16 protein-coding genes are annotated in these 18,672 nt (G+C 62.1%); 12 read left to right on the top strand and 4 right to left on the bottom strand.

Annotated features, from left to right (window positions below):
- The first annotated feature begins 40 nt into the window (after positions 1–40).
- The 5 genes from B1781_RS22255 to B1781_RS22235 all read left to right on the top strand — a co-directional run bounded on the left by B1781_RS22255 (position 41) and on the right by B1781_RS22235 (position 5,189).
- Positions 41–865, top strand: coding sequence for a tetratricopeptide repeat protein (locus B1781_RS22255; RefSeq protein ID WP_164513511.1), 825 nt, complete (start codon positions 41–43; stop codon positions 863–865).
- The gene (locus tag B1781_RS22250; RefSeq protein ID WP_078121784.1) at positions 862–1,464 is read left to right on the top strand and encodes a hypothetical protein; all 603 of its coding nucleotides are present in this window, start codon (positions 862–864) and stop codon (positions 1,462–1,464) included. Before B1781_RS22255 ends, B1781_RS22250 begins: the two co-directional genes overlap by 4 nt.
- Before the next feature lie 94 nt (positions 1,465–1,558).
- A complete protein-coding gene (locus B1781_RS22245) occupies positions 1,559–2,170 on the top strand; it encodes a DUF2238 domain-containing protein (protein ID WP_334223825.1) in 612 nt (203 codons plus the stop codon).
- Positions 2,171–2,231: 61 nt separating this feature from the next.
- The gene (locus tag B1781_RS22240) at positions 2,232–3,809 is read left to right on the top strand and encodes a Na/Pi cotransporter family protein (protein WP_078121783.1); all 1,578 of its coding nucleotides are present in this window, start codon (positions 2,232–2,234) and stop codon (positions 3,807–3,809) included.
- 333 nt (positions 3,810–4,142) lie between these two features.
- Positions 4,143–5,189, top strand: coding sequence for a GGDEF domain-containing protein (locus tag B1781_RS22235; RefSeq protein ID WP_125932228.1), 1,047 nt, complete (start codon positions 4,143–4,145; stop codon positions 5,187–5,189).
- Between the two features lie 12 nt (positions 5,190–5,201).
- Here B1781_RS22235 and amrA read toward each other — a convergent pair whose 3' ends face one another.
- Together amrA and amrB are read right to left on the bottom strand one after the other, a co-directional pair.
- Positions 5,202–5,795 carry an AmmeMemoRadiSam system protein A gene (gene amrA, locus B1781_RS22230; protein ID WP_078121781.1) on the bottom strand — a complete coding sequence of 198 codons (594 nt, stop codon included), beginning with the start codon at positions 5,793–5,795 and terminating at the stop codon, positions 5,202–5,204.
- Positions 5,782–6,567, bottom strand: a complete 786-nt coding sequence (amrB, locus tag B1781_RS22225; protein WP_078121780.1) for an AmmeMemoRadiSam system protein B — start codon at positions 6,565–6,567, stop codon at positions 5,782–5,784. Before amrB ends, amrA begins: the two co-directional genes overlap by 14 nt.
- A gap of 130 nt (positions 6,568–6,697) precedes the next feature.
- Between amrB and amrS the strand changes: the two genes are divergently transcribed.
- A complete protein-coding gene (gene amrS, locus B1781_RS22220; RefSeq protein ID WP_078121779.1) occupies positions 6,698–7,807 on the top strand; it encodes an AmmeMemoRadiSam system radical SAM enzyme in 1,110 nt (369 codons plus the stop codon).
- Positions 7,808–7,906: 99 nt separating this feature from the next.
- Complete coding sequence (locus B1781_RS22215) at positions 7,907–9,073, top strand: phage tail sheath family protein (protein ID WP_078121778.1); 1,167 nt, start codon at positions 7,907–7,909, stop codon at positions 9,071–9,073.
- A 20-nt stretch (positions 9,074–9,093) separates the two neighbouring features.
- On the opposite strand, the gene B1781_RS22210 is transcribed toward B1781_RS22215, so the two are convergent.
- Positions 9,094–12,213 carry an efflux RND transporter permease subunit gene (locus tag B1781_RS22210; protein WP_078121777.1) on the bottom strand — a complete coding sequence of 1,040 codons (3,120 nt, stop codon included), beginning with the start codon at positions 12,211–12,213 and terminating at the stop codon, positions 9,094–9,096.
- Positions 12,210–13,307, bottom strand: a complete 1,098-nt coding sequence (locus B1781_RS22205) for an efflux RND transporter periplasmic adaptor subunit (protein WP_078121776.1) — start codon at positions 13,305–13,307, stop codon at positions 12,210–12,212. The genes B1781_RS22210 and B1781_RS22205 overlap by 4 nt, the downstream gene beginning before the upstream one ends.
- A gap of 333 nt (positions 13,308–13,640) precedes the next feature.
- On the opposite strand from B1781_RS22205, the gene B1781_RS22200 reads away from it, so the two are divergent.
- The 5 genes from B1781_RS22200 (at position 13,641) to B1781_RS22180 (ending at position 18,641) form a co-directional block, all read left to right on the top strand.
- The gene (locus tag B1781_RS22200) at positions 13,641–14,216 is read left to right on the top strand and encodes a sigma-70 family RNA polymerase sigma factor (RefSeq protein WP_078121775.1); all 576 of its coding nucleotides are present in this window, start codon (positions 13,641–13,643) and stop codon (positions 14,214–14,216) included.
- A gap of 1 nt (position 14,217) precedes the next feature.
- Positions 14,218–14,922: an anti-sigma factor gene (locus tag B1781_RS22195; RefSeq protein WP_078121774.1), complete on the top strand. Its 705-nt coding sequence runs from the start codon at positions 14,218–14,220 to the stop codon at positions 14,920–14,922.
- 299 nt (positions 14,923–15,221) lie between these two features.
- On the top strand, positions 15,222–16,781 hold the full coding sequence (locus B1781_RS22190) for a DUF255 domain-containing protein (protein ID WP_078121773.1): 1,560 nt from the start codon (positions 15,222–15,224) through the stop codon (positions 16,779–16,781).
- Positions 16,778–17,272: a sigma-70 family RNA polymerase sigma factor gene (locus B1781_RS22185; RefSeq protein WP_078121772.1), complete on the top strand. Its 495-nt coding sequence runs from the start codon at positions 16,778–16,780 to the stop codon at positions 17,270–17,272. The genes B1781_RS22190 and B1781_RS22185 overlap by 4 nt, the downstream gene beginning before the upstream one ends.
- A gap of 208 nt (positions 17,273–17,480) precedes the next feature.
- Positions 17,481–18,641 (top strand): PilT/PilU family type 4a pilus ATPase, encoded by a 1,161-nt coding sequence (locus tag B1781_RS22180; protein WP_078121771.1) that lies wholly within the window; start codon positions 17,481–17,483, stop codon positions 18,639–18,641.
- Positions 18,642–18,672 lie beyond the last annotated feature (31 nt).

Genomic DNA, 18,672 nt, shown 5'->3' with positions numbered 1-18,672 from the left:
GCCGGGGATGCTATTTCCACACACCACCAGCAAGCCGATCATGTCTGCCGTACACCTGTCTGCCGCCTCGTTGTGCGTGGCGCTGGCCTTGAGCCCCTATAGCCACAGCGCGCAGCCGCAAAGCAATGCAACCCCAGCTGTCACCGATGAGCAGAGTCAGCGCGATATGACCGCTCCATCGGTGCCGACCATGGTGACGGCAAAGCCACAGCCTGCACCCAAGAAACCCGTCGGTCCGCACGGCCAGCACGACCCGCATGGCAGCCTGGGCCCGGAGAAGTTGGTCAAGGTCGCCTTGCAGCATGAAAGCGAAGGCCGGCTGGAACTGGCCCTGAAGACGCTGGCCGAGGGCATCGAGCGCTATCCGGATGCCGCTGAACTGTATGCGGTGCGCGCCAGCCTGCGTCTGCAGTTGCAACAGGTGGCTGCTGCATTGCGCGATCTCGAAACGGCCGTTGAACTCGCCCCAGATGACGCGCGCATCAGGGTGAATCGCGCGCAGGCCTACCGCAGCTTCGGTCGCTACGACGACGCCATGGCCGACCTCGATCATGCCGTACAACAATCGCCCGACCTGCTGCCGGCCCGCTTCAACCGCGGCGCCTTGTTGTATGCCCAAAACAGGTTCGATGCGGCATTGGTCGACTTCGAGCACTGCATCGCGGTCGATCCACACTCCCCTGCCCCCTATTTCAACCGCGCGTCGACTTATTGGGAACTCGGACGCGCCGATGAAGCCGTGAAGGACATGGAACACTTTCTCGAACTTGCGCAGGATGCGCAGTGGAAAAAGACTGCGCAGGACCTGCTGAGCAATTGGAAGACCGCAATGACGCGGGCCGCCGAACAGAAAAGCGAATCGTGAAGTACCTGGTTGCTTTGTCCCTGCTGATTGGCGGCTGGTGCAATGCCGCACTCGGTACGAGCGCGCCTGATGGCTTTACGGCGTTGCTCGAAGAGGCCGAGCTGGTCTATCAGCCGCCGCAAGGGTTCAGTGCTGCGCCGCCCGGGCGCACGCCGATCATGGACTATGAACATGCGCTGCGCAGCAGTGGCGGCGCGCTGGAGATCCGGGTCGCAGTGCGGCCGTTGAAGCGCCTGCGCATCGACTACGATGATCCGCATGGCTCTGCGCCCGATCCGAACCATGTCTTTCCCCTGGTGTTTGAATCGATGGCTTCACGTCTGGCCGGCGGCACGCATGCGCCGAGCCGTGCCTATTCGCCACAGCAGGCTCGCGCCGATTTCAATGCGGATTGGGCCGCGGCCGCAGTGTTCGATGTGGTCGACGAATTCTCCAGCGACTACCAGCAGGGGCTGCTGTTGGCGATTCATCGCAACAATGTGTCGGATGCCTATGTGGTGTTCTTGTTCGACGACTACAAGGCAGTCAAGCCGACCCTGAACCAGGCGATGCAGACGGTGGTGTTCAAGCCGTTACCTGCTGCCGGCGACAAGCCCTGATCTTCGGCGATCCAGACCGAAGCAACGTCACATAGCGCGCACTCTCTGCGGCGAATCAGGTGTCAGCTGCCGATCGATCGGTCACAATCCGGTCATGCAGACATCTTTTCGTGACAACCGTTTTCTTCAAGCGATGCTGGTGTGGTTGCTCGGGTTGTGGATCGTCACCGCGATCAATCCTTTCGACCGCGGCGACTGGTTCCTCGAGAACCTCCTGGTGTTTATCTACGGCGGCATCCTGATAGCGACCTATCGCACCTTTGCGTTTTCCAATCTCTCCTATGGTCTGTTCGGTATCTTTCTGAGCCTTCACCTGGTCGGTGCGCATTACACCTACGCCGAGACGCCTTTTGGTTTCTGGTTGCAGGATGCCTTGTCGTTGTCGCGCAATCACTACGATCGCATCGTGCATTTCTCGTTCGGTTTGTTGCTCGGCTATCCGTTCCGCGAACTGCTGATCCGTGCGGTCGGCGTCAAACCGGCCTGGTCGTACCTGATGGTCATGATCACGGTGCTCGGCTTCAGCGGCTTTTATGAAGCACTCGAAGGTATCGTGGCCGTCATCGTCAGCCCCGAGCTGGGCGCGGCCTATCTCGGCACCCAGGGCGACGAGTGGGACGCACAGAAAGACACTGCCCTCGCCTTCGCCGGCTCGGTGGTTGCCATGGCCATCACCTGGTGGCTCGTGCGGCGCAGATCCGCTTAGGTCTATCCACCAGCCGCTGGATTCTCTGCGTTCGATGCGTTGCCGGGGTTATGCTTAAAGCATGCTCCTGAACCTGATGCAGGTGCTGGGCGGGCTCGGCCTGTTCCTGCTCGGCATGGTCGTGATGACCGATGGCCTCAAAGGCTTGGCCGGTGATGCCCTGAATCACTGGTTGGCGCGCTTTACCAAGAGCCCCGCGACCGGCGCTATGACCGGCACGGTGACCACAGCTTTGCTGCAATCATCGAGTGCGACCACCGTTGCCGCGGTCGGATTCGTCGGTGCCGGGCTGCTGACCTTCCCGCAAGCACTCGGTGTGATCTTCGGCGCCAACCTCGGCACCACGGTCACCGGTTGGTTGGTCGCCCTGCTCGGTCTGAAACTGCAGATCGGCACGTTGGTCTTCCCGTTGATCTTCATCGGCGCCCTGCTGCGTTTGTTTGCCCGCGGGCGTTGGCGCCACCTGGGATTCGCCCTCGCCGGCTTCGCGTTGTTGTTTCAGGGCATCTCGGTATTGCAGGCGGCGATGGCCGGCTATCACGGCGCGGTCATACCGGCGGACTTTCCCAGCGATACCCTGCTCGGTCGCCTGCAACTGATCGCGATCGGTATTGCGATCACCCTGATCACCCAATCGTCGAGCGCCGGCGTCGCCACCGCTTTGACCGCGGTGAACACCGGCACGATCTCGTTCGGCCAGGCTGCGGCTCTGGTGATCGGTATGGATGTCGGTACCACGGTAACCGCGGCGGTAGCCACGCTCGGCGGTTCGGCCGATACGCGCCGCACCGGTTACTCGCATGTCACCTACAACCTGCTGACGGCGATCGGTGCACTGCTCCTGCTCGACGGCTACACCTGGGCCTGGCAGCAGTGGTTGCCGGGGGCGCTGCAACACAATGCGGAGATCGCATTGGTCGGGTTCCACAGCCTGTTCAACCTGCTCGGTGTGATCGTGGTGTTGCCGTTGGCGCGGCCGTTCGCCCGGTTGATGTTCTATCTGGTACCCGCGCCGAGCGATCCGGTGCTCGATCGTCTCGACCATCAATTGCTCAAAAGCCCGGACGTGGCGCTGGACAATGTCGTGCAGATTGTCGAACGCGCAACACAGGATCTGGTAACGACCGTCGATCGCCTGCTGACCAGTAACGAGATCAACAGTGAACGTTTGCTGCACCTCGATCGTCAGCTCGACGCGACCCATGCGTTCGTCGACCAGATTCATCTGGTTGACGACAAGTCGCCCGAGTGGTCGCGTCTTAACGCCGTTATACATGTGCTCGATCATCTGCAGCGCCTGGTCGAACGCTGCATCGAGGAACCGGAGCGCGCACGCAGCCTGGTGGCGGACGCGGAACTCGGCCGTCAGGCGGCGCGGGTGTCAGACGTATTGCAGCGCATCAACATTGCGCTTGCCGCTGGCGATGACAACGCCGCCGAACAGATCGCATCGGCCAATGCCGCTTACATGCGTGAACATGCAGACCGCCTGCGCAATGCGGTGATGGCCGAGGTTGCCGCCGGCTCGATCGATGTGCCGACCGGTACGCGACGGCTCGAAGGCATACGTTGGTTGCGGCGCGTTGCTTACCACGTGTGGCGTGTCAGCGTGCATCTGCCGGTACTGCGGCGACAGTGAACACCTTCACGCGTTGTGCGTCGTGCCTTGATGTGTCGGGCGATCCATGCCATACAAGCGTTCAAGAAAACAGCTGCCGACCCTACAAATCAGAAAGGCACTGACACAATAATTATTGAGCATTTGTTCGGGATATTCTCCCAACGGCAATGTTCAACGAAGGCGTATCGATTCCAAAAGAACGATGTGTCTCGGCGGCCGTAATCCGAGTTAGACCACTCACGCCACATTCATCGCCACCACCCCCGGCGACCAAGAACCGAAAGCAGCGGGCGCTTGCGACAAACGACCTGCTGCAACGACAACAATGATCTGCCTGACAGGGTGTTCGAGATGGAGACTGAACAGAGCCACTACGATCGCACCGTGGATATCGTACGCAACGCGATTCCGCGTATGTCTGAATTGAAGATACCGATTACGCCGGTTAATTACACGGTGTGGTACGAGTATCTTTCCGACAGCGTTCCCGATCTCACCGCTGCGATGAACGCCTTGCTGCACGACGCAAACACGATTTCGGGCGAGGCGATACGTGATCTCTACGAGCGTTATCTCGAAGATCGCGACGATAAACTTCAGGCGGCGAAAAAAGCGCTGGCCGAAATGGTCAAGGCGTTGATGACCAATCTGGGGAGCGCCGACCAAAGCTTCGATCGTTACTCCAGCGAGTTGCACGACATTGCCGACAGCCTGTCTGACGACACCTCGGCAGAAGATCTCAACGCCTTGATGGATCGCGCCCTGCGTGCGACCAATGTTGCATTGACCCAGGGCGTCGAGATGAAGAAACAGCTCTCGCATCTCGCCGGCGAGATGCAGCACATGCGTGCCGAGCTGGAGCGTGAGCACGAAGCGGCCCGTATCGATGCCTTGACCGGCCTGTTCAATCGTCGTGTATTCGACGAGGCATTGGAATCGCTGTCGGGTGAGTCGAAAGACGATGCGCATACGCCCTGCCTGCTGATCATCGACATCGATCACTTCAAGCGCGTCAACGACACCTATGGTCATCAGGCCGGTGATGAAGTGCTCAAGCAGGTCGCCGACGAGATCAAGGCCAGTGTGCGCGGGCGCGACCTGGTTGCGCGCCTCGGCGGTGAGGAGTTCGCCGTGCTGTTGCGCGATACGCCGCGCTCCGGATGCAAGGCGGTTGCCGAACATATCCGCATCAACGTGCGCCTGCGCGAGGCCGAGGTCATGGATGAGACCTTGTACCCGATCCGTCTGAAGGTGACCTTGTCGGTCGGTGGCGCCTATCTGCGAAGCGAAGAACCTACCGATGCCTTTGTGGCACGGGCCGACCGGGCGCTGTACCAGGCCAAGTCGGATGGTCGCGATCGGGTGAAGTGGGAAGGTCCCGAAACGCCTACGGACTGAGACTGCGGCGCGTCACGCCAGATCGTGTTCGCCGAAGCTCTCGGTGTGGTAGCGGTAGACCTCGACCCGGTCGGACCAATGATTCGCAGCCAGCCCGGCCTTCTGCTTCAGGTGCATCAGAAAGCTTTCCTTGTCCGGCAGGCTCTCCCACACCGACGGTAGAAAGGTTCCGCGGTTCGGCCCGTCCTGCAGGATCAATCCGTCTTCGCCTGCTTCGATCTGGTTGAGCAGATCGCCTTCGTCGGCGAATGTCATGCGCTCCGGTGCCGTCAGAATCGACAGATGGATATCGATCTCGTCGAATTCCGCGGCACGCAGCGGCGCAAAGCGTGGGTCGCGAAATGCGGCGGCGAAGGCGTTTTCGGCCACATCCACGCCCAACGGCTGGACCGCTTCGAGGTGGCCGATACAGCCGCGCAGCTCGCCGTTCTTTTGCAAGGTGACGAAGCTGGCGCGGATCGCCTTGAGGTCGCGTGGGAGTTCCGAGGGTATCACCACGTAGGGTCGACCGAACTGCAGGCCATGCTCGATCGAACGACGTGCGATCTCGATCAATGCGGCGCGCTGCGCAGGCCCGAATTCATTGATGGATTCAGTAGAACTCATAGGCTCCGTATCCCACCACGCGCGATTTATCGCCGGCCGTGTCACCGGAATTGCGCAGATCCAGTGTCTTGACGTGCCAACCGTGGTGTTGCGCCGCCTTCAACAGCCCGCGGATCGGGTAAGCGCCGCAGGCGTCATACGGGCCGATGTCATCCGCCTGCATGGCTTCGATCATCCCGGTGGTGTTGGCGTCGCGCCGTTGTGCCTCCGCATAGCCGTGATAGTGGCTGAGATCCGAGCTGACGACGATCAGGATATCGTCTGCGACCAGGGTTTCGATCACCTGGGCAACATCCTCACCCTCGGCATCGCCGACGATCAGCGGGATCAGGCTGAAGTCGTCGAGCACGCGTTGCAGAAACGGCAATTGGACCTCGAGGGCATGTTCTTCGGCGAAGGCTGCATCCAGGTAACCGACATGCGGCAGCGCCGCCAGCGACTTCACCCTTTCGGTATCGACCGGTATCGCACCCAACGGGGTCTGAAAGGCATCGGCGTTGCTCAGCGCTATGCCGCGGAACGGTACCCGGTGCGACGGCGCCAATACCGCCACATGGCGGATTTCCGCGGCCCAGGGGCGCAGCGAGGCGTAGGCATTTGCAGCAATCGGACCGGAATACTGGTAGCCGGCGTGCGGCGCGATCAAGGCATGCGGCCGCACCTCGCTGTCGGCCGATACGGTCTGCATCAGCCTGTCGACGGTATTGCGTAGTTCTGGCTCCGTGCCGGGGTAGAACAACCCGGCGACGGCGGGTGTTTTGACGTGCATCATGGCTCCCCATGGGCTGCGGGTCTATAGATTTAATGGGTCATTGGCTGTTGGATTGCAAGCATCTTGCGCCGTTTCGGTGAAGTTGTTTGAGCTGCCTCAGTCCGACATCGGACACATAGGGAGGTCTGTCATGATTAGCGACACCGTACCCGGTCGTTTCTGGCACATACGGGATGACGGTCGCATCCAATGCGACCTGTGCCCGCGTTATTGTCATCTGAAGGACGGCCAGCGCGGTCTGTGTTTCGTGCGCGCGCGCGAAGGCGACCAGATGGTATTGACCACCTACGGGCGCTCCAGCGGCTTCTGTGTCGACCCGATCGAAAAGAAACCGCTTAACCACTTTCTGCCGGGCACGCCGGTGTTCTCATTCGGTACGGCAGGCTGCAACCTGGCCTGCAAGTTCTGTCAGAACTGGGATATCAGCAAATCGCGCGAGATCGATACCCTGGCTTCCAGCGCCGCGCCGGAGACGATCGCCGCCACCGCCAAGCGCCTCGGATGCCGCAGCGTGGCCTACACCTACAATGACCCGGTGATCTTCTTCGAATACGCGCTGGATACGGCCGCTGCCTGTCGCGAACAGGGCATCAAGTCGGTCGCGGTCACGGCGGGCTATATCTGCGAAGAGCCGCGACGTGAGTTCTTCTCCCATATGGATGCCGCAAACGTCGATCTGAAGGCGTTCACCGAAGACTTCTATCACAAGTTGACCGGCGGTCATCTGCTGCCGGTGCTGGATACGATCGAATACATCCACAACGAAACCGACTGCTGGCTCGAACTGACCACGTTGCTGATTCCGGGCCACAACGATACGGACGACGAACTGCATCGCCTCGCAGACTGGTGCCTGGAAAAACTCGGGCCCGAGGTGCCACTGCATTTCTCGGCGTTTCATCCCGACTACAAAATGACGGATGTACCGCCTACCCCGCCGGCCACGCTGCAACGGGCGCGACGTATCGCCTTGGATGCCGGCCTGCACTATGTGTACGTCGGCAACGTGCACGACACCGAGGGCGACAGCACCTACTGCCCGCAGTGCGGCACCCGGGTTATCGAGCGCGACTGGTACCAGCTCGGCGATTGGCAACTCAAGGACAACGGCCATTGCGCAAACTGCGGCCACCTGATTGCCGGCGTGTTCGAGAATGAGCCTGGGCACTGGGGGAGCCGGCGTCAGCCCGTGTCGATGCATGAGCCGGTGCAGGAAGCGGCGCACAACCCCGCACACTGAGGGTTACTTGCATTGCCGGCATTCGTTGGCCTGACGTATCGGCGCGGGACAGGTAGATTACGCGGCTACTGCGACCACCGCGCCGAGGAAAGAACCACCATGCCTGAATACCTTGCCCCTGGCGTCTATGTCGAAGAAGTCAGCTTTCGCTCGCGCCGGATCATGTCCACTGCATCGCCGACCACCCTGTTCATCGGGCCGACGGCGCGCGGCACGGCCGGCCGGCTTTCGCGGGTGATCACCAGCTTTCACGCCTATCAGCGCCAATACGGGGGCAGCGAGGACCTGGCGATCGGTGGCCGGCAGCGGCAGATCAACCATATGGCGCATGCCGTGCGTGCCTTCTTTGCCGAAGGCGGAACGCGCTTGCACGTGGTTCGTGTGGCTGGCGGTAACGGTCGAGCACCGTCACTGCGCAACTACCAGGCGGCACTGCGCGCGGTAGCCGGATTGCGTGGTCTGTTTACCCTGGCGGCACCGGGGGCGACGGTGTTGCCGAGACTGGCGCGTGAGGTCAACGGCCTGTTGCTGGATTTTGCCGCCACGGCAGATATCGCAGAACGGGTTTTCGTGCTGCTGGACCCACTACGCGGTGAGGCCCCGGATGAGATCGAACGCTATGCCGCATCGATCGAGTCGCGGTCGGCGGCACTGTACTACCCCTGGCTGCAGTTGGCGGACGGCAAGACGCGCAAGACGGTCACGATACCGCCATCCGGGGTAGTCGCCGGTGTGCTGGCCCGGGTCGATCGGCGCCAGGGAATACACAAGGCGCCGGCCAACGAGGTGATGCGCTCCGTGATCGGTGTGGCGCAGGCGCTCAATGCGGCACAGGCCGATCATCTGAATGCGGTCGGCATCAACACGCTGCGCCAGTTCCCGCAACGCGGGTTGCGGGTCTGGGGCGCGCGCACGCTGAGCAGCGATCCCGAATGGAGATACGTCAACGTGCGGCGTTATTTCATCTTCCTGCAGCACGCGATCAATCAGGGCACCGAGTGGTCCGTGTTCGAGCCCAACGATGAACCCCTCTGGGCGCAGATCCGGCAGATCGTTGAGACCTTTCTCGACGACCAGTGGCGAATGGGGCGTCTGGCCGGCAGCAAATCCAGTAATGCGTTCTTCGTGCGCTGCGATCGCACCACGATGACCAAGGCCGACATCGATGCCGGCCGCCTGATCGTTCAGGTGGGGGTTGCGCTGGTACGCCCGGCCGAGTTCGTGGTGATCCGCATCGGCCAGAAAACAGCCGATGCGCGTCCCTAACTGAAGCAGCCGGTCGTCGCTCAGGTCGACGAGGTCAGCGGTTTGCCCTCGTCGCGTGGCGACGCGGCGCCATCTTCAGTCTCCCCGCCCTGCTCTGCGGCTTCGAGGTCTTTCTGGTGGTCGCGCGCGAGCAGCATGTACACGGCCGGCACGACGAACAGCGTGAACAGTGTGCCGATACCCAGGCCGGTGGTGATCACCAGGCCGATATCGAAGCGACTGACTGCGCCCGGGCCACTGGCCGTCAATAGCGGCACCATCGCAACCAGCATGGCGATGGTCGTCATCAGGATCGGTCGCAGGCGAATAGCCGAGGCCTTTTCAATCGCCTCGCGCTTGCCCAGCCCCTCTTCGATCTGCAACTGGTTGGCGAACTCGACGATCAGGATCCCGTTCTTCGCGATCAGGCCGATCAGCGTGATCAGGCCCACCTGGGTATAGATGTTCATCGTCGCGAAGCCGAGTGTCAGGAATGCCATCGCGCCGGCGATCGACATCGGCACCGACACCAGGATGATCAGCGGGTCGCGCCAGCTCTCGAACTGCGCCGCCAACACCAGGTAGATCACCAACAGCGACATGAAGAAGGTCGCGATCAAGGCGCTGCCTTGTTGGGCGAACTGCCGCGTCTGGCCGGTGTAGTCGAAGCTATAGCCCTGTGGGAACACCTCGCCGGCGATCTTTTCCATCGCCGCCATCGCGTCGCCTTCAGATACGCCGGGCGCCGGCAGGCCCTGCACGGTGATCGCATTGAGCTGTTGGAACTGCGTGCGCTTGCTCGGCTCGACCGCCCGCTCTATGCGCACCAACGACGATAGCGGCACCTGCTCGCCGCTCGCCGAGCGCAGGTAGAAATCACCGAGCATCTCGGGTGTCAGGCGAAATGTCTTTTCGCTTTGTGGAATAACCTTGTAGCTTCGACCCTCGAGGCTGAAGCGGTTGACGTAGTTGCCGCCGAGCAGCGTCGCCAGGTTCTGACCGATGTCGGCCATCGAGATGCCGAGGTCGCCGGCGCGGTCGCGGTCGATCGCGACGACCGCCTTGGGCCGCGAGAACTCGATCGATTTCTGCAGGAACTGGAACTGACCGCTCGCCATGCCCTGCCCGATCAGCTGATCGGCGATCTGATCGAGCTCGCGGAAATCGGCGTCGCTCTGGATCACGAACTGGAATGGCAGACCACGGTTACCCGGCAGGCTCGGCCGCGGGAACATCGCGGTCTGAAAACCGGCAATGCCGGCAAGTTTGCCCTGCAGCTCGGGCTGGACATCCATCTGCGAACGTTCGCGCTGCGAAGGCGGTTCCATCTTGAAGCCACCGAACACGACGTTGTCGTCGCCGCCGAAGCCCACCAGGATGAAGCTCTCGTGATACTCGGGCACCGATTCGAACGTTTCGACGATCTCGCGCGTATACGCCTCGTTATATGGCAGTGAAGCGGTCTGCGGCGCCGTCGCCTGGAAGAACAGGATGCTCTGATCTTCGGTCGGCGCCAGTTCGGACTGGGTCGTGGCAAACATGAAATAGATACTGCCAAGTACGACCGCGGCGAACAGCAACGTTGCCGGCAGGTAGTTCAGCGCACCGCGCAGGCGACGCAGGTAGAAGTTGGCCAGCCCGGTGAAAAAGCGCTCGACCGCGTGTTCGAAGCGCCCTGCCTTGCCGGCCGGTTGCAGCACCTTGGATGACAACATCGGTGACAGCGTCAGCGCGACGATGCCCGAGATCAGCACGGCGCCGGCCAGCGAGAACGCGAACTCGGTGAACAAGGTGCCGACCAACCCGCCCATGAAGCCGATCGGCGCATACACCGCGACCAGCGTCGTGGTCATCGCGATGATCGGCAGGCCGAGCTCGCGTGCACCGTCGATCGCCGCCCGGAAGCGCGACTTGCCCATCTCGATGTGGCGGTGAACGTTCTCGACCACGACGATCGCATCGTCGACCACCAGACCGATCGCCAGCACCATGGCGAGCAGTGTCAGCAGGTTGATCGAAAAGCCGGCCATCAGCATCAGAAACGCAGCGCCGATCAGCGATAGCGGCACGGCGACGCCGGGCACCACGGCAGCACGCATCGAACCCAGCGACAGGAAGATCACGACCAGCACGATCAGCACCGCTTCGACCAGCGTGGTGAACACCTCGTCGATCGACTCCTGGATGAAGGCGCTGGCGTCGTACGGGATGTGAACTTCGAGACCGGTCGGCAATTGGCTGCGGATCTGCTCGATCGCCACGTGGACCTTCTTGGCGACCGTCAGCGGGTTGGCCCCCGGTGCCTGCTCGACACCGACGAAGATCGCCGGCTGGCCCTTGTACCAGGTCGAGGTTTCATAGTCTTCGGCGCCCAAATCGAGGCGTGCGACGTCGCCGAGGCGCACCAGCGTGCCGCCGGTGTCGCGTACCACCAGGCGGCGGAAGTCTTCGACGTTGGCGACGTCGGTCGTGGCCGACAGGTCGATCACCGTGTATTCGCCGCGCGCCTGGCCGATGCCCGACAGGTAGTTGTTGGCGCGCAGCACGTCGGCCACGTCCTTCGCGGTCACGCCGAGTGACGCCATGCGTCGCGGGTCGAGCCAGACGCGCATCGCGAAGCTCTTGTTGCCGATCAGGTTGGCCTTGGCGACGCCGGGGATCGCCTGCAGCTTGGGTTGCACCACGCGCAGCAGATAGTCGTTGATCTGCGACGGCGCCATCGATTCGCTGTAGAACGCCAGATACATCAACGCGGTGGCATCGCCGGTCTGCGAGGTGATGACCGGGTCCTGTGCCTCGGCCGGCAGTACGTTGCGCTGGCTGGCGACCTTCGCCTGGATCTCGGCGACCGCCGCCTCCGGCGGATAGTTGAGCTGCATGTGCGCCTCGATCACCGAGGTGCCCTGGCGGCTGGTCGACGACAGGTAGTCGATGCCCTGCGCCTCGGCGATCGCCTGTTGCAGCGGCGTGGTAATGAAACCTTTGACCAACTCGCCGCCCGCCCCGGGGTAGCTGGTCGTGACCGTTACCACGGTGTTCTGGGTTTCCGGATACTGGCGGACCTCGAGCGAGGTGATCGCCCGCAGGCCGACCACCAGGATCAGCAGGCTGACAACGCTGGCCAGCACCGGACGCTTGATATAGAGATCGGTGAACTTCATGCGCCGGGTGCCCGCTCGGAAGGTGCCGGCTTGTCGTCGACCAAGACCGGCTGACCGTTGCGCAGCTTGTTGTGGCCGGCGCTGACGATCTCGTCACCGACCTGCAATCCGGAGACGACCTCTACCCTGCCGTTGCGTGTATTGCCGGTCTGGATCTGGCGCCGCGAGACCATTTTTTTGCCGTCCTTCTCCTCGATGAGGAATACCGAATCGCCGTACGGCGCGTAACTGATGGCCTCGCCGGGTATCGTGATCACGCTGTCTTCGGTCGGCATCATGACGCGAACGTCGGCGAACATGCCGGGTCGCAGCGATGAGTCAGCGTTTTCGAGCTGCGCCCTGACGCGGAAGCTGCGGCTGCCGACCTGGATGCCGGGATCGATCGCGATAATGTGCCCCTCGAAGCGCCGGTCCGGGTAGGCCTGCACCTGGACCGCGATGGTCTGGCCCTCTGTGATGCGCGAGAGCTCGCGCTCCGGCAGCGTGAAGTCGGCATAGATCGGGTCGAGTTGTTCAAGCGGCACGATGGCGGCGCCCGGTGTCAGGTACTCGCCGAGGTCCACGCGGCGAATCCCCAGGCGGCCGTCGAACGGTGCACGAATCTGCTTTTTCTCGAGCAGTGCGCGCTGCGACTCAACCTGTGCGCTGGTGTTGTCGAGTGTTGCGCGCGCTTCGTCGAAGTCCGACTTCGACACCGATTTGTCTTTGATCAATTGGGCCGCACGCTGGTACTTGAGCAGGGCAAGGCGGCGCTCGGCCTCCAGTCCTTTCAATGCGGCCTGGTCGGTCTCGTCATCGAGTTCGAGCAGCAGTTTGCCTTGAGTGACGTGTTCGCCCGAGTTGAAGTGGATCGCACTGACCAGCCCGCCGACCTCGCTGGAGACTTCAATGCCGGCGACGGCCGACAGGCTGCCCACCACCTGGATGTACGGTCGCCAATTTTCCTGTTTTACGGTCGTCGCGGCGATGGCCGCCGGCGGCGGTCCGCCCGCCTGGGCGGCGGCCATCTGTTGGGCGGTGTGGTATTTCCAGCCGAAGATGCCGCCGAAAATGATGGCGAGCAAGACAACGACAAGGGCTAAACGGGCGAACATCGATGAGAATTCCTAGGCTTATCCGACACGGGTTTGCGGTGGCACGAAGAAAGCGGCAGGACCGGGGTCGGTCGGCGATGCCGGTAGCGGACCTTCGTTTTATTGCACTGCAGTATAAAAGTCGGACACGACGACATTAAGAAAGGTTTCATCGCTGTTGGTACCGAAATTCGCCGGTTTGCAGAAAGATCGTTTCAGTTTTTCCGGTCTCAGGGTGCTGGGCGGCGCGGGCAGCCGTTCTCGATGGTGTGCACCTTCTGTCGACCGCCGAGTTGTTGCATCGAAACCGCAGCGCTAGGCTGAACCCTTTGGCGTAATCCACAACAATCCAAAATGACCGAGACCCAGGCTGGTTCGACGCTTGAATATCTCGTCGCGCGCTGCGCGATGGGAGACCGTATTGCATTCGCCGATCTCTATCAGGCGACGTCGGCGAAACTGTTTGCCGTGCTCCTGCGTATCTTGAAGAACGAAGAGATGGCGGAGGATGCCTTGCAAGACGTTTTCATCAAGGTTTGGCACAAGGCCACCGAGTATCACGTGGGCAAGGGTGCGGTGATGACGTGGTTGTTGAGCATTGCCCGTTATCGCGCCATCGACCTGTTGCGGCGGGCGAAGACTGCGGTGCAGGTCGACGCCGAAGAGGGCCTCGAAGAACGCGCCGCCAACGAGCCGGATGTGGCCGAACTGGCGGGCAGGGCGGTGGACAACGCGCGCCTGAATACCTGTCTTGATGAGTTGGAAGGCCCCAGGCGTGCTTGTTTGGTGTTGGCGTACTGCGAGGGCTATACGCACGACGAGTTGAGCCAACGGCTCGGTTCGCCCGTCGGCACGATCAAAAGCTGGATTCGGCGCGGCCTGAAGGTACTGAAAGCCTGCCTGGACGGGGAGGGCGACTACCGTGGTTGATATGAGTGCCGAAGAACGGGATATGCGGGCCGCAGAGTTCGTGCTCGGTACGCTCGACGGCGAGCAACGGCGAGCGTTCGAAAAACAGATGGACCACGACCCTGCGTTGCGCGACCTGGTGAACCTGTGGGAGGCACGCCTGGTCGGGCTGAACGATACGACGAGCGTCGTGCAGCCGCCACAACGTGTGTGGATTGAGATCGAACGCGTGATTGCCCCGGGGGCGGTCGACGATGCTGTGCAGGCACCATTGAAGACACCATGGTGGCAGTCGCTGATGCTGTGGCGGATGACCACGGCGGCCGCGCTGCTGGCCTTGCTTGCGGTCTTGGTGCCGGTGCTGACCCAAGGCCCGGTGCAAGGCCCCGAAGCCTTGCCGGTCTATGACGTGGTATTGCGTGATACGCAGGATCAGCCGCAATGGATGGTGGTGTGCGATTGGCGGGCGCGCGAGGTGGCGGTCAGTCGGGTGGCGGCGGCCGCGCCGGCTGCCGGCAAGGCGCATGAGCTGTGGCTGGTGCGTGGCGAGGGCGTGGCGCCGATCTCCTTGGGTGTGCTGAGCGGCAACGAGATCCAGCGGTCGTTGCCGGCCAATGCCACCTGGCGTGACACCAAGGCCCTGGCGGTCAGTCTTGAACCGGCCGGCGGATCGCCGACCGGTGTGCCGACAGGGCCGGTTTTGTATGCCGCGCCGGTCAGCATCTAGGCTCACGGCCGAGTCGCCTCGAGCGCCATCGATCCTGCGCTTGGTGCGGGTCGAGTCCTTTTTTCAGTAAAACCAACCCTTTTGCCGGTTTGCGCAGGCGAGTGGTCGCCGCCGACATGGACGCAGATAAATAGCCTCGAAAGGTGTTGCAAGGCAGCGAGTGCCCTGCGCGGCCGAATCGGCTGCCCGGTCATCAACCGTTGAGCTGATCGACAGCCGGCGCAAAAAAGTTGCGTCGAAGTGCATCCGTTTTCGATACCCCTGCGTATCTCCAGGTAAGACATCTGGAGGAGAAAGGGATGCGCGCTTTGCGAGAACTGACACTGCTACTGCTGCTGTCGCAGCCGACCGGGGCGGTGACGGCAGCCGACTGGCAGCCCTACGGGCCAGCCGCATTCGATCAGGCCGAGAAACAAGACAAGCTGATTTTGCTCGATCTGGTCGCCGTATGGTGCCATTGGTGCCACGTCATGGAGTCGACGACGTACCGGGACGCGGGCGTTCTCGAGGCGCTCAGCGAACACTATGTCGCCGTCCAGGCCGACCACGATGCGCGCCCGGACCTGGCTGAACGGTATCGCGACTACGGCTGGCCGGCGACTATCGTCCTGACCCCCGACGGCCGCGAGCTGGTGAAGCGCGCCGGCTATATCGCGCCGGATGAGATGGCCGGTCTGCTACGGCGCACGGCGTCGATCGACCGCAGCGAGCAGCACAAGCCGACCCGCGCTGCACAAACCAGCGCCGTTTCCGCGGCGTTGTCCCCGGCGCTGCGCGACGCCCTGCAACAGCGCCACCTGGATGCCGATGATCCCGCATCCGGCGGTCTGCGCCTGATGCAGAAGTTTCTCGATGCGGATTCGATCGAATGGGATCTGCATCTGGCGGCCAATGGCGACGCGGATGCCGCGCAGCGTGCGCGCCGCCACCTCGATGCCGCCCTGCAGCTGATCGACGCCGAGTTCGGCGGCGCCTACCAGTACTCGACCCACGGCGACTGGGCACATCCGCACTACGAAAAGATCATGGCGACGCAGGCCGCCTACTTGCGTGCCTACAGCCTCGCGTACCACCAGTTCGGCGATCCGCGCTATCGCCTTGCAGCCGAGATGGTCGCGAACTGGCTCAACGACTTCATGCGGGCCGACAACGGCGGCTTGTTCACCAGCCAGGATGCCGATCTGGAGCAGGGGAGCAAGGCGCACGATTACTTCGAGCTGCCGCGTGACCAGCGTTTGGCGCGTGGCCTGCCGCGCATCGACAAGAGCCAGTACGCCGACGCCAACGGCAAGGCGATCGAAGGTCTGGTCACGCTCTACCAGGTGACAGGCCAGGACAAGCACCTGCGCCTGGCGACGCGGGCGCTGGAGTGGGTACTGCGTAATCGGCGTCGCGCCGACGGCGGTTTCAGCCACGGCGCAGACGATAAAGCCGGGCCTTACCTGTCGGACAACCTCTACATGGGCCGCGCGATGCTCGCCGTGTACGAGGTGAGCGGTCAGTCCGTGTGGTTGAAACAGGCGGTACTGGCCGCCGACATCATCGATCGCGAGTTTCGCCACGCCCCAGGCGGGCTGCTGTCTGCCGCGGATAACGGCACCCCGATCAAGCCGACGCCGCAACTCGATCAGAACATCCACGCCGCCCGGTTCATGTACGCGCTCGCGTCGCACACCGGCGAAGACCGGCAGCGGGCCCTGGCCGACCACGTCATGCGTTACCTCGCGACGCCCGAGGTCGCCGTTTCTCGCCTGACCGACGCCGGCATCCTGCTGGCCGACAGAGACCGCATCAGGAACTCAAAAAGTAACTACTCACTTACTCTAATTCCGCGCAATAAGAAAGGAGACCAGGCATGAGTGCCATGCAGCAAAGCCTCGCCGAACAAACCCCGAAAAACTGTTTCGACAGCCTGTACGCGGCGCACAATGATGTGCTCAACCGCGTTGCCTGGATGCTGTGCGGTGACCCCGATCTGGCACGCGACCTGGTGCAGGAGACCTGGATACGCGCCTGGCGTGCAGCCGACTCGCTACAACAGTTCGCCGCCGGCAAAGCCTGGCTGATCACCATTCTGAAACGCGAATACGCGCGGTTGTTCGAGCGTAAGCGGCTCGATCTGGTCGACATCGACGACCATGCCAATGATCTGGGGCACGATGCGGCGCCGGATCAGCGGATCTACCTCGATCAACTCCTCGGCCGGCTCAGTGACGACGAACGCGAGCCGCTGTTGATGCAACTGGCCGAAGGCCGATCCACGGCTGAGATCGCCGATGAGTACGGTGTGAGTCGCAACGCGATGACCATACGCTTGCACCGTATCAAGAAGCGTCTGCAGGCCGTGTGAAAGCTGCGCCCAGCCGCCGGCGAACGTGGCCGCTTAAGTCGTTTGGTTCACATAATGGACGAATGAGGGGCAAGTTTTCGTCCCATCCACCGATACAAAAGCCATTGACCCCGGCTTGTCTGCGATGCGATCCGACATGGTTGCGGCGCACAAAGGGTGACAGGACCGGCTTCTTTCTACGCGTGATGCTATAGGAGCGTTCGCAGTTATGGCGCATATCGACGTCCCCCGAATTCTTCAGATCATGGTGCAGAACAACGCGGCCGACGTGTTTTTCTACACCGGCGCAAAGATCTCGATGAAGACACCCAAAGGCTTTGCACAACTCGGTGAGCCGTTGGATGTAGGCGACGCCGAACGGGCGGTACGCGAGATCCTGACCGACGAGAAGTTGAAGCATTTCGAAGAGCACGGCGAGGTCGATTTCTCACTGTCGTACAAAGGCATCGGCCGTTTTCGTGGCAATGCCTTCCGCCAACGCGGCGAGGCGGCGCTGGTGTTGCGTCACATCAACACCGATGTACCGACGGTCGACACGCTGGGTGTGCCGCCGGTGCTCAAAGATATGGTCATGGCGCGCAACGGCTTGATCCTGCTGGTCGGTGCGACCGGCTCGGGTAAGTCGACCACGCTGGCAGCCATGATCGATCACCGCAACAGCAGTGCCGGTGGGCACATCCTGACGTTGGAAGATCCGATCGAATACGTGCACGAGCATAAGAAATCGATCGTCGCGCAGCGCGAGATCGGCGTCGATACGCTGGATTTCGGCACCGGCATGAAGGCGGCGCTGCGCGAATCGCCCGACGTCATTCTAATGGGTGAGATCCGCGACCACGATACGATGGAATTCGCGCTGAAATTCGCCAACACCGGTCACCTCGCACTGTCGACCCTGCACGCCAACAACGCGATGACGACCATGGAGCGTATCCTCGGTTTCTACCCGAAAGACGGTCTCGAAGCCCAGGCCAAGCGTATCGCACAGAACCTGCGGGCGATCGTCTGTCAGCGCCTGGTGCCGGCCAAAGACGGCGGCAAGGTGGCCGTGGTCGAGGTCATGATCAACACCGGCTATATCGCCGATCTGATCAGCAAGTTGGAAATCGGCGGTATCAAGGACGCCATCGAGCGCGGTGGTCAGTACAAGATGCAGTCGTTCGACCAGCACTTGGTCAGCCTGTATCACGAAGGCCGGATCACCGAAGAGGTCGCGTATGACTTCGCCGACTCGTCGAGCAACGTGAAGATCCAGATCAAGACATCCAACGCCGGTAAGAAGGTCACCAGCACCGATTGGGGCAGCGGCCTGTCGCTCGAACCGACCGAGTCCGGCGACGACGACGGCGTGGTTGCCGAGTTCCGTTAATCCGGCGCGACCCTTTTCAGCTACGAGTACT

Origin of the sequence: Thiosocius teredinicola (genome assembly GCF_002009425.1) — a bacterium.
Taxonomy (GTDB): Bacteria; Pseudomonadota; Gammaproteobacteria; order Chromatiales; family Chromatiaceae; genus Thiosocius; species Thiosocius teredinicola.
Note: the sequence above shows the minus strand (reverse complement) of the source record. Positions and strands in the feature narration are given on the sequence as shown.